The sequence below is a fragment of the Amycolatopsis sp. NPDC114505 genome, assembly GCF_055633615.1.
In genome coordinates, this window is the sequence record NZ_JBVKDV010000001.1 from 2,033,008 (window position 1) to 2,056,603 (window position 23,596).

The 23,596-nt window shown below is 71.9% G+C and carries 31 protein-coding genes; 22 read left to right on the forward strand and 9 right to left on the reverse strand.

What is annotated here, in order from left to right; translation table 11 throughout:
* Window positions 1–120 precede the first annotated feature (120 nt).
* Window positions 121–609, forward strand: a complete 489-nt coding sequence (locus ACZ7OU_RS10160) for a DUF4232 domain-containing protein (protein ID WP_470254844.1) — start codon at window positions 121–123, stop codon at window positions 607–609.
* 26 nt (window positions 610–635) lie between these two features.
* Window positions 636–1,244 carry a DUF4232 domain-containing protein gene (locus ACZ7OU_RS10165; protein ID WP_470254845.1) on the forward strand — a complete coding sequence of 203 codons (609 nt, stop codon included), beginning with the start codon at window positions 636–638 and terminating at the stop codon, window positions 1,242–1,244.
* A gap of 132 nt (window positions 1,245–1,376) precedes the next feature.
* Here ACZ7OU_RS10165 and ACZ7OU_RS10170 read toward each other — a convergent pair whose 3' ends face one another.
* Together ACZ7OU_RS10170 and ACZ7OU_RS10175 are read right to left on the reverse strand one after the other, a co-directional pair.
* Window positions 1,377–2,693, reverse strand: a complete 1,317-nt coding sequence (locus tag ACZ7OU_RS10170) for a DUF2079 domain-containing protein (protein WP_470254846.1) — start codon at window positions 2,691–2,693, stop codon at window positions 1,377–1,379.
* 56 nt (window positions 2,694–2,749) lie between these two features.
* Window positions 2,750–4,066, reverse strand: coding sequence for a sensor histidine kinase (locus ACZ7OU_RS10175; RefSeq protein ID WP_470254847.1), 1,317 nt, complete (start codon window positions 4,064–4,066; stop codon window positions 2,750–2,752).
* 64 nt (window positions 4,067–4,130) lie between these two features.
* Between ACZ7OU_RS10175 and ACZ7OU_RS10180 the strand changes: the two genes are divergently transcribed.
* On the forward strand, window positions 4,131–4,973 hold the full coding sequence (locus ACZ7OU_RS10180; RefSeq protein WP_470254848.1) for a maleylpyruvate isomerase N-terminal domain-containing protein: 843 nt from the start codon (window positions 4,131–4,133) through the stop codon (window positions 4,971–4,973).
* 3 nt (window positions 4,974–4,976) lie between these two features.
* Here ACZ7OU_RS10180 and ACZ7OU_RS10185 read toward each other — a convergent pair whose 3' ends face one another.
* On the reverse strand, window positions 4,977–5,960 hold the full coding sequence (locus tag ACZ7OU_RS10185; protein WP_470254849.1) for a small ribosomal subunit Rsm22 family protein: 984 nt from the start codon (window positions 5,958–5,960) through the stop codon (window positions 4,977–4,979).
* A 145-nt stretch (window positions 5,961–6,105) separates the two neighbouring features.
* Here ACZ7OU_RS10185 and ACZ7OU_RS10190 point away from each other — a divergent pair, with 145 nt between their 5' ends.
* Genes ACZ7OU_RS10190 through ACZ7OU_RS10210 form a run of 5 tightly spaced genes read left to right on the forward strand, consistent with a single transcriptional unit; the run spans window position 6,106 to window position 8,812 of the window.
* Window positions 6,106–6,528, forward strand: coding sequence for a YciI family protein (locus tag ACZ7OU_RS10190; RefSeq protein WP_470242266.1), 423 nt, complete (start codon window positions 6,106–6,108; stop codon window positions 6,526–6,528).
* A 4-nt stretch (window positions 6,529–6,532) separates the two neighbouring features.
* On the forward strand, window positions 6,533–6,883 hold the full coding sequence (locus ACZ7OU_RS10195; RefSeq protein ID WP_470254850.1) for a YciI family protein: 351 nt from the start codon (window positions 6,533–6,535) through the stop codon (window positions 6,881–6,883).
* 39 nt (window positions 6,884–6,922) lie between these two features.
* The gene (locus ACZ7OU_RS10200) at window positions 6,923–8,188 is read left to right on the forward strand and encodes an RNA polymerase sigma factor (RefSeq protein WP_470254851.1); all 1,266 of its coding nucleotides are present in this window, start codon (window positions 6,923–6,925) and stop codon (window positions 8,186–8,188) included.
* Between the two features lie 4 nt (window positions 8,189–8,192).
* A complete protein-coding gene (locus ACZ7OU_RS10205; RefSeq protein WP_470254852.1) occupies window positions 8,193–8,630 on the forward strand; it encodes a hypothetical protein in 438 nt (145 codons plus the stop codon).
* Window positions 8,615–8,812, forward strand: a complete 198-nt coding sequence (locus ACZ7OU_RS10210) for a hypothetical protein (RefSeq protein WP_470254853.1) — start codon at window positions 8,615–8,617, stop codon at window positions 8,810–8,812. Before ACZ7OU_RS10205 ends, ACZ7OU_RS10210 begins: the two co-directional genes overlap by 16 nt.
* Here ACZ7OU_RS10210 and ACZ7OU_RS10215 read toward each other — a convergent pair.
* The 3 genes from ACZ7OU_RS10215 to ACZ7OU_RS10225 are packed head-to-tail and all read right to left on the reverse strand — an operon-like array spanning window position 8,786 to window position 11,812.
* Window positions 8,786–9,337 (reverse strand): HD domain-containing protein, encoded by a 552-nt coding sequence (locus ACZ7OU_RS10215; protein ID WP_470254854.1) that lies wholly within the window; start codon window positions 9,335–9,337, stop codon window positions 8,786–8,788. The two genes, ACZ7OU_RS10210 and ACZ7OU_RS10215, sit on opposite strands and share 27 nt — an antisense overlap.
* Before the next feature lie 10 nt (window positions 9,338–9,347).
* Window positions 9,348–11,033 (reverse strand): L-lactate permease, encoded by a 1,686-nt coding sequence (locus ACZ7OU_RS10220; RefSeq protein WP_470254855.1) that lies wholly within the window; start codon window positions 11,031–11,033, stop codon window positions 9,348–9,350.
* Window positions 11,030–11,812, reverse strand: a complete 783-nt coding sequence (locus ACZ7OU_RS10225) for an IclR family transcriptional regulator (protein WP_470242260.1) — start codon at window positions 11,810–11,812, stop codon at window positions 11,030–11,032. The genes ACZ7OU_RS10220 and ACZ7OU_RS10225 overlap by 4 nt, the downstream gene beginning before the upstream one ends.
* Before the next feature lie 835 nt (window positions 11,813–12,647).
* Here ACZ7OU_RS10225 and ACZ7OU_RS10230 point away from each other — a divergent pair.
* From ACZ7OU_RS10230 to ACZ7OU_RS10285, 12 genes are all read left to right on the forward strand, one after another.
* Complete coding sequence (locus ACZ7OU_RS10230) at window positions 12,648–13,877, forward strand: MurT ligase domain-containing protein (RefSeq protein ID WP_470254856.1); 1,230 nt, start codon at window positions 12,648–12,650, stop codon at window positions 13,875–13,877.
* Window positions 13,870–14,583, forward strand: coding sequence for a type 1 glutamine amidotransferase (locus tag ACZ7OU_RS10235; protein WP_470242258.1), 714 nt, complete (start codon window positions 13,870–13,872; stop codon window positions 14,581–14,583). Before ACZ7OU_RS10230 ends, ACZ7OU_RS10235 begins: the two co-directional genes overlap by 8 nt.
* Window positions 14,584–14,612: 29 nt before the next feature.
* Entirely contained in the window at window positions 14,613–16,001 is a 1,389-nt protein-coding gene (locus ACZ7OU_RS10240) for a sensor histidine kinase (RefSeq protein ID WP_470254857.1), read from the forward strand.
* Window positions 16,001–16,681 carry a response regulator transcription factor gene (locus tag ACZ7OU_RS10245; RefSeq protein WP_155547547.1) on the forward strand — a complete coding sequence of 227 codons (681 nt, stop codon included), beginning with the start codon at window positions 16,001–16,003 and terminating at the stop codon, window positions 16,679–16,681. Before ACZ7OU_RS10240 ends, ACZ7OU_RS10245 begins: the two co-directional genes overlap by 1 nt.
* A gap of 183 nt (window positions 16,682–16,864) precedes the next feature.
* The gene (gvpO, locus tag ACZ7OU_RS10250) at window positions 16,865–17,194 is read left to right on the forward strand and encodes a gas vesicle protein GvpO (protein WP_470242256.1); all 330 of its coding nucleotides are present in this window, start codon (window positions 16,865–16,867) and stop codon (window positions 17,192–17,194) included.
* A 57-nt stretch (window positions 17,195–17,251) separates the two neighbouring features.
* Window positions 17,252–17,494 (forward strand): gas vesicle protein, encoded by a 243-nt coding sequence (locus ACZ7OU_RS10255; RefSeq protein WP_470254858.1) that lies wholly within the window; start codon window positions 17,252–17,254, stop codon window positions 17,492–17,494.
* A complete protein-coding gene (locus ACZ7OU_RS10260; RefSeq protein WP_470254859.1) occupies window positions 17,491–18,216 on the forward strand; it encodes a GvpL/GvpF family gas vesicle protein in 726 nt (241 codons plus the stop codon). Before ACZ7OU_RS10255 ends, ACZ7OU_RS10260 begins: the two co-directional genes overlap by 4 nt.
* Window positions 18,209–18,361 carry a gas vesicle protein GvpJ gene (gvpJ, locus tag ACZ7OU_RS10265; RefSeq protein ID WP_470242253.1) on the forward strand — a complete coding sequence of 51 codons (153 nt, stop codon included), beginning with the start codon at window positions 18,209–18,211 and terminating at the stop codon, window positions 18,359–18,361. Before ACZ7OU_RS10260 ends, gvpJ (ACZ7OU_RS10265) begins: the two co-directional genes overlap by 8 nt.
* A complete protein-coding gene (locus tag ACZ7OU_RS10270; RefSeq protein WP_470254860.1) occupies window positions 18,358–18,585 on the forward strand; it encodes a gas vesicle protein K in 228 nt (75 codons plus the stop codon). The genes gvpJ (ACZ7OU_RS10265) and ACZ7OU_RS10270 overlap by 4 nt, the downstream gene beginning before the upstream one ends.
* The gene (gene gvpJ, locus ACZ7OU_RS10275; protein WP_470242251.1) at window positions 18,582–18,899 is read left to right on the forward strand and encodes a gas vesicle protein GvpJ; all 318 of its coding nucleotides are present in this window, start codon (window positions 18,582–18,584) and stop codon (window positions 18,897–18,899) included. The genes ACZ7OU_RS10270 and gvpJ (ACZ7OU_RS10275) overlap by 4 nt, the downstream gene beginning before the upstream one ends.
* On the forward strand, window positions 18,896–19,456 hold the full coding sequence (locus ACZ7OU_RS10280) for a GvpL/GvpF family gas vesicle protein (protein WP_470254861.1): 561 nt from the start codon (window positions 18,896–18,898) through the stop codon (window positions 19,454–19,456). The genes gvpJ (ACZ7OU_RS10275) and ACZ7OU_RS10280 overlap by 4 nt, the downstream gene beginning before the upstream one ends.
* Window positions 19,457–19,530: 74 nt before the next feature.
* Window positions 19,531–20,058, forward strand: a complete 528-nt coding sequence (locus ACZ7OU_RS10285; RefSeq protein WP_470254862.1) for an NHL repeat-containing protein — start codon at window positions 19,531–19,533, stop codon at window positions 20,056–20,058.
* Window positions 20,059–20,301: 243 nt separating this feature from the next.
* Here ACZ7OU_RS10285 and ACZ7OU_RS10290 read toward each other — a convergent pair whose 3' ends face one another.
* Genes ACZ7OU_RS10290 through ACZ7OU_RS10300 form a run of 3 tightly spaced genes read right to left on the reverse strand, consistent with a single transcriptional unit; the run spans window position 20,302 to window position 21,859 of the window.
* On the reverse strand, window positions 20,302–20,703 hold the full coding sequence (locus tag ACZ7OU_RS10290; protein ID WP_470254863.1) for a CoA-binding protein: 402 nt from the start codon (window positions 20,701–20,703) through the stop codon (window positions 20,302–20,304).
* Window positions 20,704–20,726: 23 nt separating this feature from the next.
* Window positions 20,727–21,299 carry a hypothetical protein gene (locus tag ACZ7OU_RS10295; RefSeq protein ID WP_470242247.1) on the reverse strand — a complete coding sequence of 191 codons (573 nt, stop codon included), beginning with the start codon at window positions 21,297–21,299 and terminating at the stop codon, window positions 20,727–20,729.
* A 56-nt stretch (window positions 21,300–21,355) separates the two neighbouring features.
* Entirely contained in the window at window positions 21,356–21,859 is a 504-nt protein-coding gene (locus ACZ7OU_RS10300; RefSeq protein WP_470254864.1) for a VOC family protein, read from the reverse strand.
* Window positions 21,860–21,998: 139 nt separating this feature from the next.
* Here ACZ7OU_RS10300 and ACZ7OU_RS10305 point away from each other — a divergent pair, with 139 nt between their 5' ends.
* Window positions 21,999–22,799: a 2-keto-4-pentenoate hydratase gene (locus tag ACZ7OU_RS10305; protein ID WP_470242245.1), complete on the forward strand. Its 801-nt coding sequence runs from the start codon at window positions 21,999–22,001 to the stop codon at window positions 22,797–22,799.
* Window positions 22,796–23,551, forward strand: a complete 756-nt coding sequence (locus ACZ7OU_RS10310) for a 2-keto-4-pentenoate hydratase (protein ID WP_470254865.1) — start codon at window positions 22,796–22,798, stop codon at window positions 23,549–23,551. Before ACZ7OU_RS10305 ends, ACZ7OU_RS10310 begins: the two co-directional genes overlap by 4 nt.
* The last annotated feature ends 45 nt before the right edge of the window (window positions 23,552–23,596 follow it).

Consider the following 23,596-nt stretch of genomic DNA (forward strand, 5'->3'; position numbering starts at 1 on the left):
ACGTCTGGCCCCCGCCGGGGTTGCTTTCGGGTGATCGACCCCATCGCGGCGCATCCCCGGGCGGCCCCCGGGCATCTCTCACTGTGAGTCCAGTTGATCACGGAACGAGGGAGGATGACCATGAAGCGAACTGTCACCGCGCTGATCGTCGGGGGTCTGGCGGCCGGCGGGCTGGTCCTGGCGGCCGGGGCCGCGAACGCCATGCCGAGCGACACGCCGTGCGGGGCGTCGGACGTCCACGTGACCGTGGCGCCCGACCCGTCGAACGCCGCCGGCCACGAGGCCTACGTCCTCACCTACACCGCGGCTTCGCCGACGACGAACTGCAAGCTCGAAGGCGCGCCGACCGCGTTGACCTTCATCGCCGGCGGGCAGCGGCTGCCGGTCACCGCGACCCCGGACGGAAGTGAGTCCGTGCCGGTGAACCTGCGCGAGGGGCACCCGGCCGTGTCGCGGATCGTGCAGCGCTCGGCGGCCGCGCCTTCTTCGCCGACGTTCGTGACGTTCGACCTGCCGACCGGCCCGTTCGGCCAGCCGGTGAGCGTCGAATGGCCCGCCGGGGCGCCGCTGAAGGGCGACACGGTGCAGGTCACGCCGGTCAGCAGCTGAGCTTTTCCGACACAGGGAGGAATGTCATGAAGCGCATCTTGATGGGGATCGGCACGGTGGCGGGGGCCTTCGCGCTGGCGGCGTGCGGTAGTTCGACGTCGGCGAGCCCGGCTCCGGCTGGAGGCAATGCGCCGGCTCAGGCTCCGGCCGCGGCGCAGGGGGCGTCCGGTGGCGGGGTGGCCACGGCGTCGACGAGCACGCCGCGCTGCACCACGGCGGACCTGGAGGTCCTGCTGGGCAAGCCGGCCGAGAAGAACGACGCGCCGGGCCAGTTCGACATCCCGCTGACCTACCGCAACACCACGGACCACACGTGCGGCTTGTACGGCGTGCCGGGCGTCGACCTGGTCGGCCCGGACGACGCGACGTTCGGCCCGGTCTACCACCTGCCGCGCGTCGACAACGGCGTGAAGTACAACGAGGTGACCGCGGGGACGACGGCGTCGGCGACGATCACGGTCGTGAAGCCGGCCGCCGGTGAGCCCGCGTGGACGCCGACGAAGCTGAACACGATCCCGCCGGGCTCCACCACGGCGCTGACGGCAAAGTGGCCGTCGGACCTGCCGGTGCTTCGCCAGGACGCGGCGACCCACCCGGGTTCCTACGTGAACGGCATCCTGGCCGATCCGGCCTAACGGCCCAGTCCGTCACTCGATCGGGTGAAGCGGGGAGCCACGCGTCATTCCGGGCGTGTGGCTCCCTCTTTCTCGGTGCGGCGGTAACCGGCCGGCACGCCCCCCGACTGGCCGGTTACCGCTGCGGCCTTTCTACGCACGGTGGAGCAGCACGACGGAGTCCGTCTCGTCGACGCGCCGGTAGCCCGTGCTCTTCAGCCCTTCCAAAGCGAACGCCTTCGTGGCCAGCGTCGTCGGCCAGGACTGCTCCGGCTTCGCCACCACCACCCACTCCGGCCGCTCCTTCGTCACGCCGTCGAAGAACAGGACCGTGCAGCGGGACGTCAGCCGCGGGGCCAGCCGGTTCGACGCCAGCACCGTCGCGCCGTCGGGGATCCGCGCCAGGACCGTGTCGATGCCGGCCCGCTGCGACGGCGTCCAGACGCCGTCCGTCAGGTGCGCCGCCTGCAGACCCAGCGAAGCCAGCCCCGCCACCAGCGCGCACGCCGGGAGCAGCCGGGCGAGCCGCCGGGCGCCGTGGACGCCCGCGAGGAACACGATCGGCATCAGGACCGCGCTGTAGTGGTAGCCCATGCCCCAGTAGCGGTCGTTCGCCGAGACCAGCCGCCACAGCAGCGTCGGCACCGCCAGCAGCAGCACCGGCGATCGCAGCGCGGTGAACGCCGTCGGCACCACCAGGGCCAGCAGCATCGACACCTTGACGATCGACCCGCCGAAGGGGTTGAGGCCGCCGCTGTGCGCGTAGGCGCCGGCCGGATTCAACGCCGGCAGCACGACCGTCACCAGCAGCGCCGACGTCGCCACGCCGAAGACGACCACCGCCCAGCCGAGCCGTCGCTGCCGGTTGAGCACCAGGACCACGCCCACCGCGGCGAGCGTCAGCGGCAGGTCCTCCTTGACCAGCACCAGCGGCAGCGCGCACCACACCGCCGCCCGCCACCGTTCGCGCAGCAGGTGTTCCGCGGCGAACGCCACCATCGGGACGGCGAAGCAGACCTCGTGGAAGTCGAAGTTCACCGCGGACAGCAGCCCCCACGACAGCACGTACCCCACGGCCACGACCGCACCGCGGCGAACGCCCAGCACGCGAACCGCGCAGCGCGTCACGGGCACCGCGGACAGCGCGAACAGGAAGGCCTGCGCGACCAGCAGGCACGCCGGCGACGGCCAGAGCAGGTAGAACGGCGCGAGCAGCGCCAGGATCGGGTGGAAGTGGTCGCCGAGCGTCGGGTAGTCCGCGCCGAGCAGGTCCGACACCGGCCAGTGCCCGTGCGCGTAGGACCGCACCGCCTGTTCGAAGATCCCCAGGTCGAACCCGCTCGCGTCGAACGTCCGGAGCCGCTGCAGCGACCAGGCGGCGTACCCGGCGAAGGCGACCGCGGCGACGACGTAGGGGATCGCGCGGGTGTCGCGCGTGCGCGCCGGAGCCGGCGCGAGGTCGATCAGCATGGCGGGATGCTCTTGACGCCACGCTGAGCCGGAGCTTAAGAGAGCTGAAGACGTCTTCAGGCAAGCGGAAGACGCAGCTCCAGCCGCGCGCCGGACTCGCCGTCGGCGACGCGCAGGGTGCCGCCGTGCGCCCACGCGATCTCCGCGGCGATCGCCAGGCCGAGCCCGGAGCCGCCGTCGTCTTCGCGGGCACGGTCCTCGTCGAGCCGCACGAACCGGTCGAAGACGCGCTCCCGCTGCTCGGGCGGGATGCCGGGCCCGTCGTCCTCGACCGTCAGCACGCTCTGGCCGCCGGACGCGGTGAGCGTGATCGTCACGCGGCTCTTCGCGTGGCGCTCGGCGTTGTCGACGAGGTTGCGCAGCACGCGCTCGAGCCGTCCGGCGTGGCCGCGCACCACCGGCGACGCTTCGAGGTGCAGTTCGACGCCGTCATGCGGGACCCGCGCGGCGACGTGTTCGGACACCAGATCGGCCAGCACCACCGGCTCGGTGCCGACTGGCTGGTCCGCGTCCAGCTTGCTGAGCAGCAGCAGGTCCGCGGCCAGCGTCTCCATCCGCGTCACGTCGAGCACGGCGTTTTCGCAGCTGCGGCGCCAGTCGAGCCGGTCGGGGTGGGCGAGCTGCACCTCGAGCTGCGTGCGCAGCGACGCCAGCGGCGTGCGCAGTTCGTGCGACGCGTCCGCGGTGAACTGGCTCTGCCGCCGCACCGAGCGGTCGAGCCGGGCCAGCATCTCGTTCATCGTCACGGCGAGCTCGGTGATCTCGTCGCCGGAGTCCGGGACCGGGACGCGGCGGCCGAGGTCGCCCGCGCGTACGCCGTCGACCTCGGCGCGGATGCCGCCCACCGCGCGCAGCGACCGCCGCACGGCGAACCACGCGACGCCGCCGACGAGCAGCGCGGCCGCGGGCACCCCGCCCCACAGGATCCGCTGGGCGGTGGCGACGGTTTCGAGACCGACGGGGTCGATCGGCACCGACGCCCGGACGAAGTGCTTGTCGTCGAGGGTCCCGGACTGCGACACGACGGTGTTCTCGCCGCCGAAGGGCCAGCCGAGCACGCAGTCGGTCCCGTAGACCACGGCCTGCCCGACGTTCGTGCGCGGGGCGTCCGGGCAGCTGTCGGACTTGTCGGGGCTGATCCAGTAGCCGCTGTAGTCGAGCTGCTTGGCGACGTCGACGGGCTTGACCCCGGCGTCGAGCAGGCCGGCGACCGCACCGGCCTTTTCACTGGCGAGCTGGTTCGCGGAGCTTTCCAGGCCGCTGCGCAGTGCCTCGACGAACCAGTAGGAACCGAGGCCGAGGACGAGCGCCGAGGCGAGCGCGGCGAAGAGGGCGACCCGCCACCGGGTCGACCGGGGCAGGAGCCGGATCATGACCAGAAGATAACCGCACCTTCGGAGACCCCGGACGCCGTCCGGGCTCCTACCGTCGATAGCCGTGACCATCGCACCTTCGCAGTGGCAGGCGGTGCGCGCCGCGCTGCCGGAGACCGGCGCCCGGTTCGCGGACCTGCTGACGGGCGTGCGGGACGCGCACGCGACGTCGCTCGGCGAGTGGACGATCGCCGAAACGGCGTCGCACGTCGGGATGATCGCGCTGATGTACACGTCGATGATCCGCTGCGACGGCGGTCCGCTGCCCCTGCCGGGCCTCGCCGAGCGGATCGACTCGGCCAGCGTGGACACGATCTCGCGGATGAACGCGCTCGCGCTCGAGCTGTACCCGGAACGCGATCCCGGCCGGCTGGCCGAGCGGCTGCGCGCGGACATCGCCGAGGTGCTGCTGGTCAGCGCGGACGTCGACCCCGAGAAGCCGGTGTGGTGGCTGGGCGGCTCGCGTGTGCCGGTGGCCGGCTTGCTCGCGCACCTGGTCAACGAGATGCTGCTGCACGGCCTCGACATCGCCCGCGCGATCAGGCGGCCGTGGCCGATCCCGGCGTCGCACGAGGCGTTGTTCCTGGAGCTGTTCCTGTTCGGCATGGTGCGCAACGACATGGGCCGCCTGCTCGACGACGCGACGCCGTCCCCGCGCCGGATCGCGGTCGAGTTCCGGTCGGCTTCGACGGCACCCGCGGTGCTGGCACTGCAGCACGGCGCGCTCCGGCTGGAGGCCCCGGACGGCCGCGCCGACGTGCGGCTGACGTTCGACCCGGCGGTGCTGGTGCCGATGATGTTCGGCCGGATCTCCCGCCATCGGGCGGTGCTGGGTGGCGGGGTCCGGATCGGCGGCCCGCGGCCGTGGCGGCTGCCCGCGTTCCTGCGGACCGTGCGGATGCCCTAGCGGTCAGTTCGCCGACCAGCCGTCGCCCCACTCGGCGTCGCGGGCCGCGCGGTAGCGAGGGCCTTGCTTCTTCGAGACGGCGACGCCGGGCTTGAGCCCGTCCGACGACGTGCACAGGTCGAGCGCGACCCAGCCCTTGTGCTTCTTCGGGTGCCGGATGATCCGCGCGTCCGGCCGTTCCGGCGCGGACCGCGACGCGACGACGTAGGCGAACTTCTCGTCCTCGAAGCCGAGCGTCCCCGCCTTGAGCCGCCGGTGCAGGCCCGACCGCGGCAGCCGCGCGGAGAAGTGGCACCAGTCCTCGCCGGGCACGATCGGGCAGGCGGCGTCGTGCGGGCACGGCGCCACGACGTGCAAGCCGAGGCCGATGAGCTGCGCGCGGGCGGCGCGGATCCGTTCGTAGCCCGCGGGGGTGCCGGGTTCGATGAGCGCGACGGTCTGCGCTTTGGCGGCCAGCCAGCGCACGACGTCGTCACGGGTGGCGTCCGGCAGCTCGCCGAGGACGTAGGACAGCGTGACGAGGTCGGCTTCCGGCGCGGGCGCGGCCGGGTCGACGAAGCCGCGCCGCCACTCGGCGCCCCGGACGGCGGCGTTCCGGGCACCCGCGGCCAGCCGCTTGCCGAGCCCGATGGCCCCGGCGACCTGCTCGAGAACCGTGCACTTGGCCAGCGACGGCCACACGGCGGCGGCCGCCCACACGGCGGCACCGGTGCCACCACCGACGTCGACCTGCGTCCGCGGCTCGAAGCCAGGCACGCGCGAAGCGGCTTCGGCGAGCACAGCGTGTACGGCGGCGTAGGTGGCCGGCATGCGATAGCCGGCGTACGCGGCGACGTCGGCTTCGGAGCTGAGGATGGGCGAGGTCGCCGCGTCACCCTGGCGGTAGCGCGTGCTGAGCCGGTCGACGGACTGCGCGAGCCGCGGCACGGGGTGCCGGGCCAGCTCGTCGTCGAGCGCGGAGGAGAGGTCGTCGGGGAGTACCGCCACGGCTGACGATTCTCCCCTGTCCGATTTGCCCCGCGGAAGCCGCCCTGAGCTGCTAGTTTTCCGTCGCGAAAGATTTTTGGCGGAAGCTGTCGATCCGGGACCCCGCCGTTCGACGCGTAGGCAGACCGAGCGAGAGGAGACCGCGATGCGGTTCATGGTGATCGTCAAGACGAACGAGGCCACCGATGGCAAGGCCCCCAGCGCCGAGCTGCTGGCCGAGATGGGGAAGTTCAACGAGGAGATGGTCAAGGCCGGCATCCTGCTGGCCGGCGAGGGCCTCGCGCCGAGTGCGGAAGGCGCCCGGGTCGTCTTCGACGGCAAGGAGACCCCGAAGGTCGTCGACGGCCCGTTCACCGAGTCGAAGGAGCTCGTCGGCGGCTTCTGGATCCTGCAGGTCCGCGACCGCGACGAGGCGATCGAGTGGATCAAGCGGATGCCGAACCCCGAGGGCGAGGCCGGCGAGGTCGAGATCCGGCGCGTCGCGGAGGCGTCCGACTTCGAGAACATGACGCCCGAGGTCGAAGAGCTGGAAGGCCGGCTGCGCGCGCAGAGCGCGCGGAAGGCGTGACGCGATGCGGTTCATGGTGATGGTGAAGGCCAGTCCCGAATCCGAGGCGGCCGGGTTCCAGCCCAGCGCCGTCGCGCTCGCCGAGATGTCGAAGTTCAACGAGCGGCTGCTGAACGAGGGCCGGATCGTGCTCGCCGAGGGCCTCACGTCGAGTGCGGAAGGCGTGCGCGTCGTCTTCGAAGGCGACACCGAGCCGAAGGTCATCGACGGTCCCTTCGCGGAGACGAAGGAGCTCGTCGCCGGGTTCTGGGTGCTGAACGGCGAGTCGCTCGGGGAGGTCGTCGAGCTGATGCGGCAGGCGCCGAATCCCGAGGAGCAGGGCGGCGTGATCGAGATCCGCACGATCAGCGGCTAGTGGGTTGCACCGCGCCGGATCACCCTGTCTGATGGCCGGGTGACGGTTGCGGACGCCCGAAGCACGGTCGAGACGGTGTGGCGGATCGAGTCGCCGCGGCTCATCGCGGGTCTGGCCCGCATGGCCCGCGGCGACGTCGGCCTCGCGGAGGAGCTGGCGCAGGACGCGCTGGTCGCGGCGCTTGAGCAGTGGCCGGAGTCCGGCGTGCCGCGCAACCCCGGCGCGTGGCTGATGACCATCGCCAAGCGGCGCGCGGTCGACCAGTTCCGCCGCAACGAGCGGTACGCGGAGAAGCTCGAAGAGGTCGGGCGCGACCAGCAGCTCGGCGAGGGCGTCCTGCCCGACTTCGACGCGGCCCTCGACGACCACATCGAAGACGACCTGCTGCGCCTGCTGTTCGTCGCCTGCCACCCGGTGCTGAACACGCAGGCCCGCGTCGCGCTGACGCTGCGGATGCTCGGCGGGCTGACCACCGACGAGATCGCGCGCGCCTTCCTGGTCAGCGAGTCGACGATCGCGCAGCGGATCGTCCGGGCGAAGAAGGCCCTCGCGGCGGCGAAGGTCCCGTTCGAGGTGCCGGAGGGCGACGAACGCGTCGCGCGGCTGTCGTCCGTGCTCGAGGTCATCTACCTGGTGTTCAACGAGGGCTATTCGGCCACCCGCGGCGACGACTGGATGCGCCCGGCGCTCTGCGACGAGGCGATGCGCCTCGGCCGCGTCCTCGCCGGGCTGATCCCCGGCGAGTCCGAGGTGCACGGCCTGGTCGCGCTGATGGAGCTCCAGTCGTCGCGCTCGAAGGCCCGCACCGGCCCGAACGGCGAGCCGGTGCTCCTGCTGGAGCAGGACCGCGCCCGCTGGGACCGCCTGCTGATCCAGCACGGCCTGGCGGCACTGACCCTGTCGGAACAGATCGCCGAGGGTGCGTACGGCCCGTATTCGGCCCAGGCGGCGATCGCGGCGTGCCACGCCCGCGCCCGCACGGCGGACGAGACGGACTGGACGCGCATCGCGGCGTTGTACGAGGGCCTCGGAAAGCTCCAGCCGTCCCCGGTGATCGAGCTGAACCGCGGGGTGGCGGTGTCGATGGCCCGGGGCCCGGCGGCGGGTCTGGAGGTGGTCGACGCGGTGGCCGACGAGCCGGCGTTGAAGGACTACCACCTGCTCCCCAGCGTCCGCGGCGACCTGCTGGAGAAGCTGGGCCGGCTGGCGGAGGCGGAGCAGGAGTTCAGAAGGGCGGCGGAGATGACGGAGAACGCCCGCGAACGAGCGCTGCTCTTGGACCGCGCGACGGCGGTGGGGCGCTGACGCTGTGCTCGCGTCGCTGCTGCCCGGCTTCCGGGACGTCCGCAGTGCGCTGGTGGCGGGCTACATGTGGTTCTGCGCCGGCTGGCTCCTGATCGGCCACTACCACCCACCGCAGGCTGGGTTGCTGGGGAAACCGGCGCTGGAGCTGCTGGAGCTGTTCGGCACGGGCGGCCGGCTCGTCGCGATCAGCGTGCTGTGCCTGCTGATCGGGGAAGTGACGGGAGCGCTCGTGCAGTCGGCGTTCTTCCGGCTGAGCGTCGCCTGCCTGCGGCGGCTCGCGCCCGAGGATTTCGGCCACCGGCCGCGCGGTCCGTTGTCGGTGTTCCGGCCGTTGAGCGGCCGGGCGATCGACCGCGTGCGCGGCCGGATCAGCCAGGAGCTCCACCGGCGCCAGGAGAGCGCGGGGTCCGACGCAACCCCTCGTACATGTCACCGCGGCTGATCGTCGCCAAACCGGAGCTGTACGCCGAATTCAGCCGGATCAAGGGCGAGAGCGAGTTCCGCGACGCGATCCTGCTGCCGCTCCCGGTGCTCGCCGTGGCGGTCTGCGTCGACCTTTCCGTACCGTCCTGGCTCAAGGTCCTCGGCCTGGATGGACTAGCGGTCCCGCCAGGCCATCGGTGACAGCGTCAACGCCGCTTCGGCGATCTTCCGGGCCGTCTCCGTCGTGAGGCCCTTCGTCGCCGACCCGATCCACTCGTCGACCCGCTGAACCCCGATGTCCCGGTACTCCAGCGCCTGCAGCAGCATCTCCAGCTTGTCGGCATCCTTGGCGCACAACGCCTCGGCCGACGAGCGGGTCTCGTATTCGTCGACCGCGTCGCGCACCAGCTCGCGGGACCGCGCGGGCAAGGCAGCCGTCTGGTCCGCCGTGATCTGCCGCGGCTCCGGCTTCTTCAGGTAGTCCACCGCCGTCAGCGGAAGGTCACCCGTCCGGGTCTCCTGCGTGTCGTGCCACAGCGCCAGGAACGCCGCCCGCTCCGGCGACGCTCCCTCCTCCGTCGCGATCAACGCCGCGAGCTGGGCCGCCCGCAGGCTGTGCTCGCCGACCGACTCCGGGTCGCGGACCCCCGCGTGCCACCAGCCCGACCGGCGGACGCGCTTCAGCAGGCCCAGCTCGTACCCGAAGGACGCCAGCGACTCACTCATGCGCCCCAGCCTAGGGCGACGGGATCATCGCCGTCAGGATCGTCGCCTGCAGCAGGGAGATCACGCCGACCACCCCGGTCAGCAGCAGCGACCACAGGAACGTCTGGCGCAGCAGCGACCCCTCCTTGCCGCTCTGCCCGATCGCCGTCGCGCCGATCGACAGGTTCTGCGGCGAGATCATCTTGCCCATCACGCCACCCGACGTGTTCGTCGCGCCCGCCAGGATCGGGTTCAGGTTCAGCTGCTGGGCCGAGATCACCTGCATCGGGCCGAACAGGCTGTTCGTCGACGCGTCCGAGCCCGTCAGGAACACGCCCAGCCAGCCGATGTACGCCGAGAACAGCGGGAAGACCGCGCCCGTCGTCGCCAGTGCCAGGCCCAGCGTCTGCGTCGCGCCCGAGTAGTTCATCACGAACGCGATCGCCAGGATCATGAAGATCGTCGCGAGCGCCCAGCGCATCTGGAACAGCGTCTCCCGGTACGTCTTCACCAGCAGCCCCGCCCGGCCACCCATCGCGAAGCCGGCGATGACCGCCGCGACCAGGGCGACCGTGCCGGGCGAGAACAGGAAGTCCACGGTGAACGTCGCCGCGTACGGCGCGTTCTTCGCGGTGATCGGCGGGTGCTGGACGACGTGGTTGTGCAGCCCCGGCCACGCGAAGATCCAGTCCGCCTTGTGCAACAGCTTCGTCAGGTCGAGCCAGGTGGGCAGGTTCTTGAAGATCGTGCCGATCCGCGACAGGAAGATGGCGAGGATCAGGATGATGTAGGGCATCCACGCGTAGAGCGCGCCGCGTTCGGACTGCGCCGCGCCCAGACTCTTGACAGCGCTTTCTTCACCCTCGAAACGCCACACCGTCGCGGGCTGCCAGAACCGCGTCAGTATCCACAGCGCGGCCATCGCGGTGAGCGCGGCGAGGACGTCGACCAGGCTGGCGCTGATGTAGTTGGACGCGACGAACTGCATGGCCGCGAACGCGAGCCCGGCGGTCAGCACCGCCGGCCACACCTCGAGCATGCGCTTCCAGCCGGCGAGCACGACGACCAGGAACGCCGGGATGATCAGCGCGAGCACCGGCACCTGACGGCCGACCGCCGCCGAGAACAGCTCGGTCGCCTGGTCCTGCTTGAGGTGCATGATCGGCGCGGTCAGCCGGCCGAGCACGATCAGCGGGTTGCCGAGCCCGCCGAACGCGACCGGCGCGGTGTTCGCCAGCAGCGCCAGCACGACTGCCTTCACCGGCGGGAACCCGAGCGCGGCCATCATCGCCGCGGTGATCGCGATCGGCGACCCGCCGCCCGCGACGCCTTCGAGGAGCGCGCCGAAGCCGAACGCGATGAGCAGCGCCTGCAGCCGCCGGTCTTCGCTGAACCCGGCGAGCACGCGCTTGATCGCGTCGAACCGGCCGGTGGCGACGGTGACGTTGTGGAAGTACACGGCGTGGAAGGCGATCCAGGCCACCGACCACACGCCGAACACGACGCCCATCGCCGCGGAGTCGAACGCCAGCGCGGCCGGCATCCGGTACAGCAGCAGGGCGACGCCGAGCGCGGTGACCAGTGCGAGGGCGGCGGACAGGTGCGCGGACAGGCGGACGACGCCGAGCGCGACCAGCAGCACGATGATCGGGAGCGCGGCGAGCAGCGCGGAGACCCACAGTCCGCCCGCCGGCTGGTAGTCCTGGAGCCAGGTCATCCCCGCTGCCCCCGGACGTATCCGAGCCGCAGCGACAGGGCGGCGGCGGTCCCGGCGACGGAGGCACCGAGCTCGTCGAGGCGGCGCAGCACGCGCGGCGCCGGCCCAGCGATGGAGATGGCGGCGATCGGCCGTCCGGAGTGATCGCGCACGGCGGCGGCGACGCACCCGACGTCGGGCTCGTTCTCGACCTCGTCGACCGCCCAGCCGCGACGGCTGGTCCGCGCGAGGTCGTCGAGCAGCCGGAGCGGGTCGTTGATCGTCTTGAGCGTGAGGGAGTCGAGCTTCATCCGCCGGACGCGCTCGGCCCGATCGGCTTCGGGCAGCGCGGCGAGCCAGGCTTTCCCGAGCGAGGTGGCGTGCTGCGGCCGCCGCGTACCGAGCCGGCAGGCGAGGGTGACGGCGCTGGCACTGCGTTCGGTGGCGACGTAGACCATGGTGTCGTTGTCGGGAACGGCGAGGTAGGTGGTCTCCCCGGACCGTTCGGCGAGCGACGCGAGGTACCGGGGCGCACACCGGTGCAGATCGGTGGCGGCCATGGCCCGCGCCCCGAGTTCGACGAGCCGCGTGCCGAGCCTGACCCGCCCGGTGACCTGGTCGGCTTCGAGGTATTCGAGGCTCTTCAGGGTGCCGACGATGCGGTAGGCGGCACTGCGGGAAAGCCCCAGTTGCCGCGCGATCGCATTGGTGGAAATCTCCTGGTGCCGACCCACGTGCTCGAGCACCGCGAGCCCGCGTTCGAGAGTTCCGCTGTTCTCCAGTACGCGCTCCGGTCCCACGATGCCCTCCGTTGGACGTTCCCGTTTCCGCTCAGCGGTACGCATTTCCGCTGGGTGGGGTTGGACGGTAACACCTCCGATGTATGTGGGGAAGATCTTGAAACGTCTCACAAGAATGCGGTTAGTTGCGCAGGCTAATTGGTACAACCTCCGATGGTTAAGTTCCCTACCTATGGCGGTTGTGGAGGCGTGGACGGGGTTGTTCGACAAGTTCGACAGTGGGTGGTTCATATCCGTGAATGGGCCGTGAAGGGAGTAGAGGAGTTGTCCCCAGGGTGGCCGTAATGTGGACAAACCGGCTCGGGTGGTGGCTTTTCGCGTTTTTCGTCGGTGGGGGTCGATACGCTGGAACAGGGACGCCCCCCAGGGACGGGCGGGGGCTGTGTCGGCGGGGGCTGTGTCGGCGGGGGCTGTGTCGGCGGGGGCTGTGTCGGCGGGGGCTGTGTCGGCGGGGGCTGTGTCGGCGGGGGCTGTGTCGCCACGGTGTCGTGGACGACCCGTTCACCTCGCCCGGCCATGCACGAAGTCGTTCACGACATTCAGGTCGGCTAACCCCGCGCGCTGCCTTCCGTGCGCCGAGCGGTGGTGTCGCCGATGACTCATTCGTGACCTCACCCGACCTGCCCACTGGCGCGCCGGTGACCGAGCGAGCCGGGCCGCGACTTCGCCGGCGCCTGCCGGCCGCAGCGAACCCGGCCAGGGAGGCCCAGCCAGGGAGGCCCAGCCAGGGAGGCCCAGCCGGGGAGGCCCAGCCAGGGAGGACCGAGCATCCCCGGCCGAGACCCGGGTCACGGACTCAGCGAAATCACAGCGCCCCCCGAGCACCATCCACCCGGTGACCGCCCGCAGCCCCCTCCGTACCCGCGCGTCCGTGACCGCCGGGCGGGTCTCCGCCTGGCTCTCCCGGCGGGCCGGCCTCGGCAAAGGCGGTGTCATCGGCGGCCGCGTCACCCTTGCCCTCGATCCGAAAGCTCTGCGGCGGCTCGGCCGGGACCGCACCGTCGTGCTCGTCACCGGCACCAACGGCAAAACCACGACCGCCCTGATGATCACCCGGGCCCTCGAAGCCCTCGCCGAGGTCGCCGCCAACAGCGACGGTGCCAACATGCCCGACGGCGTTCTCGCCGCCCTGGCCGCGAGGCCCGACGCGCCCTACGCCGTTCTCGAAGTCGACGAGAACTACCTGCCCTGGGTCGCCGACCAGCTGGAACCCGCGGTGCTCGTCCTGCTCAACCTCAGCCGCGACCAGCTCGACCGCGTCGGCGAAGTTCGTTCCACCGAAAGGGATCTGCGCAAAGCGATCGAAAACCATCCCGGAACCACGATTGTCGCCAATGGTGACGACGTTCTCGTCACCTCCGCGGCCAGCGTGGCCGCGAAGCCCGTGTGGGTCGGCGCCGGCCGTCGCTGGACCGGGGACTCGACCGCCTGCCCGCGCTGCGACGGCCCGATCACCCACACCAAAGACCACTGGAGCTGCGCCTGCGGCCTCGCCCGCCCCGAGCCCACGTGGACCCTCGACGGCGATCTCGTCGACACCCCTGGCGGCCGCCAAGTCGACCTGGACCTGCGTCTTCCCGGGGACGCGAACCGGTCGAACGCCGCCTTCGCGCTCGCCGCCGCGCACCGGCTCGGCGTTCCGCCGCACACCGCCGCCGCTCGGCTGCGGACCATCACCGACATCGGCGGCCGCTACCGGACGATCCGCCGGTCGCGGCACTCCGTGCGGCTGATGCTGGCCAAGAACCCGGCCGGCTGGGTCGAAACGCTGCGGGTGCTGGACGAGGACACCCCCGTCGTCGTCGCGGTCAACGCCCAGGAGGCCGACGGCCGCGACCTGTCGTGGCTCTGGGACGTGCACTTCGAACGGCTGCGCGGCCGTCAGGTCGTCGTCACCGGCGAGCGCGGGGCCGACCTCGCCGTCCGGCTCTGCTACGCCGAGGTCGCGCACTGGGCCGAGTCCGACCCGGTCGCCGCGATCGACGCGCTGCCGCCCGGTGGCGTCGAGCTCGTCGCCAACTACACCGCGTTCCGCGACCTCGTGGGCAGGCTGCCGGGTGCGTGACTCGATCGTCCACATCGGACTCCTGCTGCCCGAGGTGCTCGGCACCTACGGCGACACCGGCAACGCGCAGGTCCTCTGCCAGCGGCTGCGCTGGCGCGGGCTCGACGCCGAGGTCGTGCCGGTCGGGCTCGGCGAGCCGGTTCCGTCCACTTTGGACCTCTACCTGCTCGGCGGCGGCGAGGACGGCGCACAGGCGCTGGCCGCGGCCCACCTGCGGAAGTACCGGCGGGCGCTGACGCCCCAGGCGGTGGTCTTCGGTGTCTGCGCGGGCCTGCAGGTGCTCGGCACCCGCTTCCGCGGCCTCGACGGCGTCGACCACGACGGTCTCGGCCTGCTCGACGTCGTCACCGAGCCCGGCGAGCGCCGCGCGGTCTCCGAACTGGTCGCGACGTCCTCGGAAATCCTCGGCGGAGCGCCGCTCACCGGGTTCGAGAACCACCTCGGCGTCAGCAAGCTCGGCGCCGACAGCGAGCCGCTCGGGCACGTCGTGCGCGGGACCGGCAACGGCGACGGCACCGAAGGCGCGGTGACCGACCGGATCGTCGGCACCTACCTGCACGGTCCCGCGCTCGCCCGCAACCCCGTGCTGGCCGACCTGCTGCTGACCTGGACGGCCGGGCACCCGCTGCCGGCTCTCGAACTGCCCGAGGTCGACCGCCTGCGCGTGGAGCGGCTCACCGCCACGCGCCGTCGGCGGACGTCGTGACGGCGGCCGTCCGTGGTTACGCTGAGTTCGTGAAACTGGGCAGGGTGATCGCCGCGACCGGCGTCCGGATGCGGACCACGGCGGTGGCCGTCTTCGCGCTCGCGCTGGCCATCGCGGCCGCGCTCGCCGTCGTCGTGGTGCTGCTCGAAGAGTCGCTCGACCGCAGCGTGACCGAGAGTGCCCGCAGCACCGGCCGCCAGGTCGCCATCCAGCTCGTCCGTGAGGGCGCGCGCGACCTCAGCGCGTCCGACGTCGCCAGCACCGGCGACACCGAGGCCGTCACCCAGGTGCTCAACGCGCGCGGCGTGCCGATCGCGAGCGACCCGGCGATCGTCGGGCACCCGCCGCTGACCACCGCGCGTCCCACCGTCGGGCACGAAAGCATCGAGACCCTCCCGCTCGGGCTCAACGGCGACAGCGACGACTACCGCGTCGTGTCGCAGCAGGTCAACGGGCCGGGCGGGCCGTACACGGTGATTTCGGCGCGGTCGCTGGAACCCGTGACCGAGGCGTCGACGCGGCTGACGCTGCTGCTCGGGCTGATCTCGATCCCGCTGCTGGCGATCGCCGGGCTCGCGGTCTATCGCGCGGTCGGCTCGGCGCTGCGGCCGGTCGAGCGGATGCGCCGGACCGTCGCCGAGATCTCGACGCGCGACCTTGCCGCCCGCGTCCCGCTGCCGCCGGGCGGCGACGAGGTGCACCGGCTGGCCGTGACGCTCAACGAGATGCTCGGCAGGCTCGCGTCGGCGCAGGCGGCGCAACGCCGGTTCGTCGCGGACGCCAGCCACGAGCTGCGTTCGCCGCTGTCCACGATCAGCACCGCGCTCGACGTCGCCGGGCGGCACCCGGAGAGCACCGAGGACCTGGTGCCGGTGATCGGCCGGGAGGCCGCGCGGCTGCGTGAGCTCGTCGACGACCTGCTCGTGCTCGCCCGCACCGACGACACGACCGACCGGCCGTCGCGCACGGAGGTCGACCTCGACGACATAGTCCGCGCCGAGGCCGAGCGGGTCCGCGGTGAGTGCGCACTGGACGTCGAGGTCCGGGCCGGGCCGGCGAAGGTGCGCGGCAGCGAGGCGCAGCTGCGGCGGGCGGTGCGGAACCTGGTCGACAACGCCCGCGGGCACGCGCGCTCGCACATTCGCGTCGCCAGTTCGGTGCGCGGCGACCTCGCCGTCGTCGAGGTGAGCGACGACGGCCCCGGCGTCGCGGAAGCCGACCGCGAGCGGATCTTCGAGCGGTTCGTCCGCCTCGACGCGTCGCGGCAGCGCGGGCACGGCGGCACCGGGCTGGGCCTGCCGATCGTGGCGGGCATCGCGGCGCGCCACGGCGGCCGGGCGCGCTACAGCGAGCCGGCCGAGCCGGGCGCGCGGTTCGTGCTCGAGCTGCCGGTGCTCGAACTGCCGGAGGAGGAGTAGTGCGCCTGCTGATCGTGGAGGACGAGCGCGAGTTCGCGGAGACGCTGCGGCGCGGCCTGGTCGCCGAGGGGTTCACCGTCGACGTCGCGCACACCGGACGCGAGGGGCTCTGGCGGGCCACCGAGCAGGAGTACGACGTCGTCGTGCTCGACATCATGCTGCCCGAGCTGTCCGGCTACGAGGTGCTCAAACGCCTGCGCGCGGCCGAAAACTGGACGCCGGTGCTGATGCTCACCGCGAAGGACGGCGAGTACGACGAAGCCGACGCGTTCGACCTCGGCGCCGACGACTACCTGTCGAAGCCGTTCTCCTTCGTCGTCCTCATCGCCCGGCTGCGGGCGCTGCTGCGCCGCGGCGCGCCGGCCCGTCCCGCCGTGCTGGAGGCGGGCGACCTGCGGCTCGACCCGTCCGCGCGAACCGTCCACAGAGGACAGCAGCGGATCGAGCTGACCGCGCGCGAGTTCGGGTTGCTGGAGTTCCTGCTGCGCCGGCCGGGGACCGCGCTGACGAAGAACGAGATACTGGGCCACGTCTGGGACGCGCACTACGACGGCGACGAGAACGTCGTCGAGGTCTACATCGGGTACCTGCGGCGCAAGATCGACGTCCCGTTCGGCACCCGCACCATCGAGACCGTCCGGGGCGTCGGCTACCGGCTGGTAGACGTTACTCGATCGTGATATACCGGGCGGAATCCGGGAATTGGTTCCGCTGGGCGTTCCGCAGTGGTCCGTTTGCCGCCGCCGGTTGCCGCAGAGAGCCCATTCGTTACCGCGAACCGGTGAAAAATACCGTGTCTTAGCTCATCTGCGGGCGGTTGTGCCCGTTGCTACGGTGGGCACCCACCCGAGATCAGGAAAGCGATGACGGAATCGCAGCAACCGTTCCCTGCCTACGATAACACCGTTCAAGAAGACTCCGAGAAATCCGTTTCCCGGCTTCGTGCCGCCGACGCCATTCGCGAAGGGACGGCCCAGTTCGGCGTGGTCACGGGGCTGACCCCGCACGCCGTGACCGGGCTCCGGACCCGCGCCGACGGCGGCTGGTCGGTGCTCGTCGACGTCGTCGAGCTGGCCCGGATCCCGGATTCCACCAGCGTGATGGCCACCTACCGGGTGGACCTCGACGCCGCCGGCGAGCTCGCCGCCTGTGAGCGGCTCCGGCGGTTCACGCGGGGCGCCACCGATTCCTGAAAGGAAGAGTGACACTTGGCCGCTTCGTCCGATTCATTGGCGGACATTCTGGAACGCGTGCTCGACAAGGGTGTCGTGATAGCCGGTGACATCGGCATCAGCGTCGTCGACGTCGAATTGCTGACACTGCGGATCCGGCTGTTCATCGCCTCGGCCCAGACCGCCCGGGAAATGGGCATGGACTGGTGGACCGGCGACCCGTTCTTCTCGCCGAACGCCCACCGTGAAGAGCTGGCGGCCCGCGTTTCCGAACTGGAGGCGCGGCTGCCCGCGCCGATCGGGACGGGAGAGCCGCGGTGAGCGACTGGCTGTCCGCGTACGCGATCACCCGCAACCGTCCGGCCACTTTGGACATCGGGCCGCCGCGCCTGATCGGCTACCGGGACCTCGGCGTGGTCGTCTCGGAGGCGGAGCCGGCGCGCTTCGACCGCATCGACACGCTCGACCCGGTCGACGGCGCGCTCGCCGAACTGGCCCGCGAGCACGACGCGGTGGTGCGCGCGGTGTTCCGGCACGAACCCGTGCTGCCGCTGCGGTTCGGCACGGTCCTCGACGGCGAAGACGCCGTCCGCCGGCTGCTGGCGGCCGCCTACGACCAGGCCCGCGACTGCCTCGACGAGGTGGCCGGGCACCGGGAGTGGGGCGTCCGCGTGCGGCACGCCGAACCGGCGACGACCACGCGGCCGGACGCCGCGGGCCTGACCGGCACGCAGTACCTCGTCCGCCGCCGGGAACGGTTGAAAGCGGTCCAGCGCGCCCGCGAGGACGTCGTCGGAGCGGCCGGACGGCTCGAAGGCGCGCTGCGCCGGCACGCCGCCGACAGCATCGGGCGGGCCCTGCCGCACGGCGTGCTGGTCAACACCGCCTACCTGGTCGAAACCGGCCGGGAAGCCGCGTTCCACGCCGAGTTCGAGTGGTTCGCCCGCGAGCTGCGCACGGTGGGCGCGACGGTGGAGACCTCCGGCCCGTGGCCGCCGTACTCCTTCACCGACATCGAGCTCGGGGTGGCGGCCGATGGCTGACGCCGCGGTGGAAGCCGTCGCCGACCTGCTCGACCGGGTCGTGCACCGGGGCGCTGTCGTGACCGGTGACGTGATCATCTCGCTCGCCGGCATCGACCTGGTGCGGCTCGACCTGCGGTTGCTGCTGCTCGGGCTCGAAGGGTGAGCGGGGCCGTCCGGATCCCCGCCGACGCGGGCCGCGGGCTCGGCCACCTGGTCGTCACCGTGCTCGACATCCTCCGCGAAGTGCTCGAACGCCAGGCGCTGCGGCGGATGGAAACGCTCACCGACGACCAGGTCGAAGACCTCGGCCAGGCCCTGATCGCGCTGGAGCTCCGGTTCGCCGAGATCCGCGCGGCCCTCGACGAAACCATGGAAGGACCGAGTTGACCAGACCGGGACAGACCGGCGGCGGCCTCGCCGACACGCTCGACATCCTGCTCGACAAGGGACTCGTGATCGACGCTTCGGTGCGGGTGTCGGTGATCGGGATCGAGCTGCTGGCGATCGAGGCGCGGATCGTGATCGCCAGCGTCGACACCTACATCCGGTACCTCGAAGCGATGCAGCGGCTGCAGAACACGCCCGTGCCCGGGCAGATCTCCCAGGGACTCGGCCAGACGACCGGGCTGATCCCGCCCCCGCCGCCGACCCCCGCCGTGGCGGTGCCGGTGGAACCGGTGATCCCGGTCGAACAGCCGTGACGCTGCAGCTCTACGGCGTCGTGCGCGCCGGGCACCCGCGGGCGCCGCGGACGGTGTGCTGGGAGGACCTGGCCATGGTCGTCGGCGAACCCGAGCCCGACCCGGCGGTGCACCTGGCGGTGGTGTCCGCGCTCGTCGAGGGCGGGCCGGTGCTGCCGGTCCGGTTCGGCACCGTGGCCGACGACGAGGACGCCGTCCGGCAGGAGGTGCTCGCCCCGGCCGCCGACACCTACCGCGCCGACCTCGACCGGCTCGACGGCCTGGCCGAGGTGCACGTCTGCCTGCGGTTCACCGAACCCGACTCCGCGTGGCGCGCGGCGCGTTCCGACGTGCTGCTGAGCGAGGTCGCCGAACGCGCCCGCGATTCGGTGTCGCTGCCGGCGGGCGAGTCCGCCGACGAGCGGTGGGCGTTCCTGGTCGGGATGGGCGACCTGCTCGTCGTCCGCGACGCGGTCACCGGGCTGGCCCGCGGCGGCGGTGTCCAGGCCGACTGGGTCGGGCCGCTGCCCGCGTACAGCTTTCTGGAGCGGCGGACGTGCTCACGGTGGACGTGGTGAGCGACGGCCGAACAGTCGCTGAACACTCTTTTCGGTACTGGCCGCCGTGGCTCGCGGTCGGCGATCCTGGCAGCGTGGCCACCAGTGAAGTCGCGGCGCTCCCGCGTGCGTTCGGCGGGCCCGGCTCGGGGCCGGGCCAGTTCCGCGCGCCGTCCGGCCTCGCCGTCGACGTGCGCGGCCGGGTGTGGGTGGCGGACACGGGCAACGACCGCGTGCAGGCGTTCACCCACGACGGCGCGCTGGTGCGCGTGCTGTCCGGGCGGCTCAAGGCACCGGAAGGGGTCGCGGTCGACGCGGCGGGCAACGTCTACGTCGCCGACACCGGCAACCGCCGCGTGGTGCAGTTCTCATGGTGGGGCGGGTTCGTGCGCGAGTTCGGCGGGCTGGACCGGCCACGCGGGCTGACGCTGGACCCGGTCGGCCGGCTGCTGGTCGACGACACCGGCCGCGTGGCCCGCTTCGACACCCGAACGGGCGCGCCGCTGACCGACACGACCGAGCCGATCAGCGCACCGAGGCACATGGCCGACGACGGGCTGGGCGGGGTTTGGGTGGCCGAGACCGGGAACCACCGCATCGTCCACTTCGGAGCGTCGGCCTAGGTGTTGTCGGCCGGCAGCGGCAGCAGGCGATCCCAGTGGAGCCGGACCGCCGACGCAGTAGCCGGGCCCGATTCCGAAGCCGTCGGGGTACATCAGCACCCTGGGGTGCGGCCCGCCCTCGCCGGGGAAGGCGGCGAAGGCATCGGCCTCGCCGTCCTCGGCGGGGATTCTCGCGTCTCGGTGAGGAACGTCGTCTCGGTGGTCATCGTCTCGGAGCATAGGCCGCCGGACCCGAGGCGCCGCCTAGTTCTTCGAGATCGCGGCCGTCGCGCGGACCACGGCGGTGCAGCGGTTCTCGACGTACTCGAGTCCGCCCTCTTCGGCGATGCGGCGCGCCTCGGCCGAGACGATGCCCTGCTGCAACCACAACGCCTTCGCGCCGATCTCCACGGCTTCACGTGCGATGCCCGGCGCCTCGGGGGACGGCCGGAAGACGTCCACGACGTCGACCGGCTCCGGGATGTCCTTCAGTGACCGGTAGACCTTCTCGCCGAGCAGCTCGGTCGCGGTCGGGTGGACCGGGATGATCCGGAAGCCGTGCGCCTGCAGGACCGCCGGTACGCCGTGCGCGGCCTTGGCCGGATCGCGGCTCAGGCCGACCACGGCGATCGTCTTCGCGCCTTCGAGGATTTCCTCTGCTTTCATACCGGGGGAACGCGCGGCGGGCGTCAAAGCTTCCAGAGCCGCAGGCCGCGGACGCGGTACACGGGCCAGATCACATGCCACGGCTTGCGGTGGGCGAAGGTCGCGGCACACGTCAGGATGTTGCGGGCGGACGTCGTCGTGACTTCGTGGCGGTCCGGCCAGACCTCGCCCTTGGCGCCGACCGCGATGCGGAACACCGTCAGCAGGCCGCGGCCCTGGAGGTCGTACTTCGCGCCGGTGTCCCCGGAGCCGGGCGCGAGCTCGGCGATCTCGGCGCCGAACGCGCGGGCCGCCTGCGGTGCGACCTCCGCGGGCACCACGCCGACACTGCGCGTGATCGCCTTGCCGTGCAGGCGCCGCGCGTACCGGTGCAGCAGCGAGCGTTCCCACCACGGGAGCAGCCGGTGGTGCGCCAGCAGCGTGGCGCACTCGCCGTGCCCGATCGCGAAGATGCTCGTGAGCTCGTCGTAGGCGCCGTTGGTCATCGGCTCGTTCAGGTGCAGCCGGACCTCGAACCGCGTGCGCGCGGTGAGCTCGTCGAGCAGCTCGCGGTGATCGAGGCGCGCCTTCGCGCGGGAGAGCGACCAGTCGGACATCGGACCTCCAGGCGTCGCGCACAGGCTAAACGGCGCGCGGCGCCGGGAACACGGTTTCAGCCGATCTTCTCGCCGTACATTTCGCCGAGCGGGTCGGAGATCAGCTCGACGCGGGCACCGTCCGGATCGGACAGGTAGATGGAGGTCTTGCTCTCCAGCAGGTACTTCACGCCGGCTTCGTCGAGCTTGTCCTTGATCACGCTCCACCGTTCGGGCGTGACGGACAGGGCCAGGTGGTGCAGTCCACCGAGGACTTCCGTGTACGGGCCGAGGTCCAGACCGGGCAGGTCGAAGAAGGCGACGGCGTTGCCGTTGCCGACGTCGAAGAAGAAGTGGCTGGAACCGGGGTAGTCGCGGTTCTCGATCAGCTCGGTGAGCGGGAAGCCCAGGATGTCCTGGTAGAACCCGATGGTCCGCTCGACGTCGCTGGAGATCAGCGCGGTGTGGTGGATGCCGCGCCCGTTCGTCGCCGGGCGTTCGGCGGCGGGGTGCAGGTGGCGCTCGCGCAGCTCGTCACGGATCTCGGCGAGCTTGGTGACCTCGGCCTGGGTCGGTGCCATGTCCCTCACGTCCCTTCCTGGTGGTGCCTCGAACGGTACGCCCAGATTGTCTCGCGCGCAAGAGATTGCCTGGCGAGAGTTCCGTTGGGTGGAACGTCGAGGCTTGTGCCCGGGGTGCCCCCACGGCAGAGTCGCCGGAGTGGACGTCAGCAAGGTGCAGGAGGCCGCCGCCGTACTGGCGCGGGCCTACGCGACGCGTGAGCCGGTCGAGCCGTTGATCAAGACCTACCCGGACGCGGAGGTCGAGGACGCGTACCGGATCCAGCAGGAGCAGGTGCGCCACTGGGTCGAGGGCGGCGACGCGGTCCGCGGGCACAAGGTCGGGCTCGCGTCCGCCGCGATGCAGCGGCAGATGGGCGTCGACCAGCCCGACTACGGGCACCTCACCGGCAGCATGTTCCACCTCGAGCACCAGGCGATCCCGACGTCGGCGTTCCTGCAGCCGCGGATCGAGCCGGAGATCGCGTTCGTGCTCGGCTCGGCGCTGCGCGGCCCCGGCGTCACGGTCGCCGACGCGGTGCGCGCGGTCGACTTCGTGCTGCCGTCGCTGGAGATCGTCGACTCGCGGATCCAGGACTGGAAGATCTCGCTGTTCGACACGATCGCCGACAACGCGTCGTCCGGCGGGGTGGTGCTGGGCAGCAGCCCGACGGCGCTGGGTTCCGTGGACCTGCGGCTGGCCGGTTGTGTGCTCTACCAGAACGGCGCGGTGGCGGCGACGGGCGCGGGCGGCGCGGTGCTCGGCTCGCCGCTGAACTCGCTGGTGTGGCTGGCGAACACGGTGGGGCCGCTGGGCGTCACGCTGGAACCCGGGCACGTCGTGCTGCCGGGGTCGATGACCCGGGCGATCCCGGTGTCGCCGGGCGACACGATCGTCGCGACCATCGCCGGCCTCGGCAGCGTCACCGCCGTCTTCGCCCCTGCTTCGGAGGAATCGTGAACGTGCGTGAGGCGGCCGCGGCGCTGCTGGGGACGGTTTCGGAGCGGGCGCCGCTCTCGGAGGAGTGGCCCGGGCTGGACGTCGACACGGCGTACGCGATCCAGGACGAGGCCCTGCGGCTGCGGCGGGCCCGCGGCGAGACGCTCGTCGGGCTGAAGCTGGGCCTGACGTCCCGGGCGAAGCAGCAGCGGATGGGCATCGACTCGCCGTTGCTCGCCTGGCTGACGGACGCGATGGTCCTGCCGGCGGGCGTCCCCGTGCCTTCGCTGATCCACCCGCGGGCCGAGCCGGAGCTGGTCTTCGTGATGCGGGATCGCTTGACCGGCCCCGGTGTCACGGCGGCGACGGCGCTGGCCGCGGTCGACCGCGTGTACGGCGGCATCGAGGTCATCGACAGCCGCTACACCGACTACCGCTTCACGCTCCCGGACGCCGTCGCCGACAACGGCTCGTCGGCGTACTTCAGCGTGGGCCCGGTCGGACTGCCGCCCGCGTCTCTCGACCTTTCGCTGGAAGCGGCCCTGCTGGAGGTCGACGGCCAGATCGTCGACACGGCGACCGGCGCGGCGGTCCAGGGCCACCCGGCGGAGGCACTGGCCCTGGCGGCGAACGCCCTGGGCGCGCGAGGCCTGGCGTTGGAGCCGGGCTGGCTGGTCCTGACCGGCGGCATGACGGACGCGGTCCCGGTCCGCCCCGGCTCCCGCGTCGCGGCCCACTTCTCCCACCTGGGCTCGATCACGCTCGCCGGCTGACCCGTGTCGACCCCCCAATCACGCGTGATGCCCCTTCAATCACGC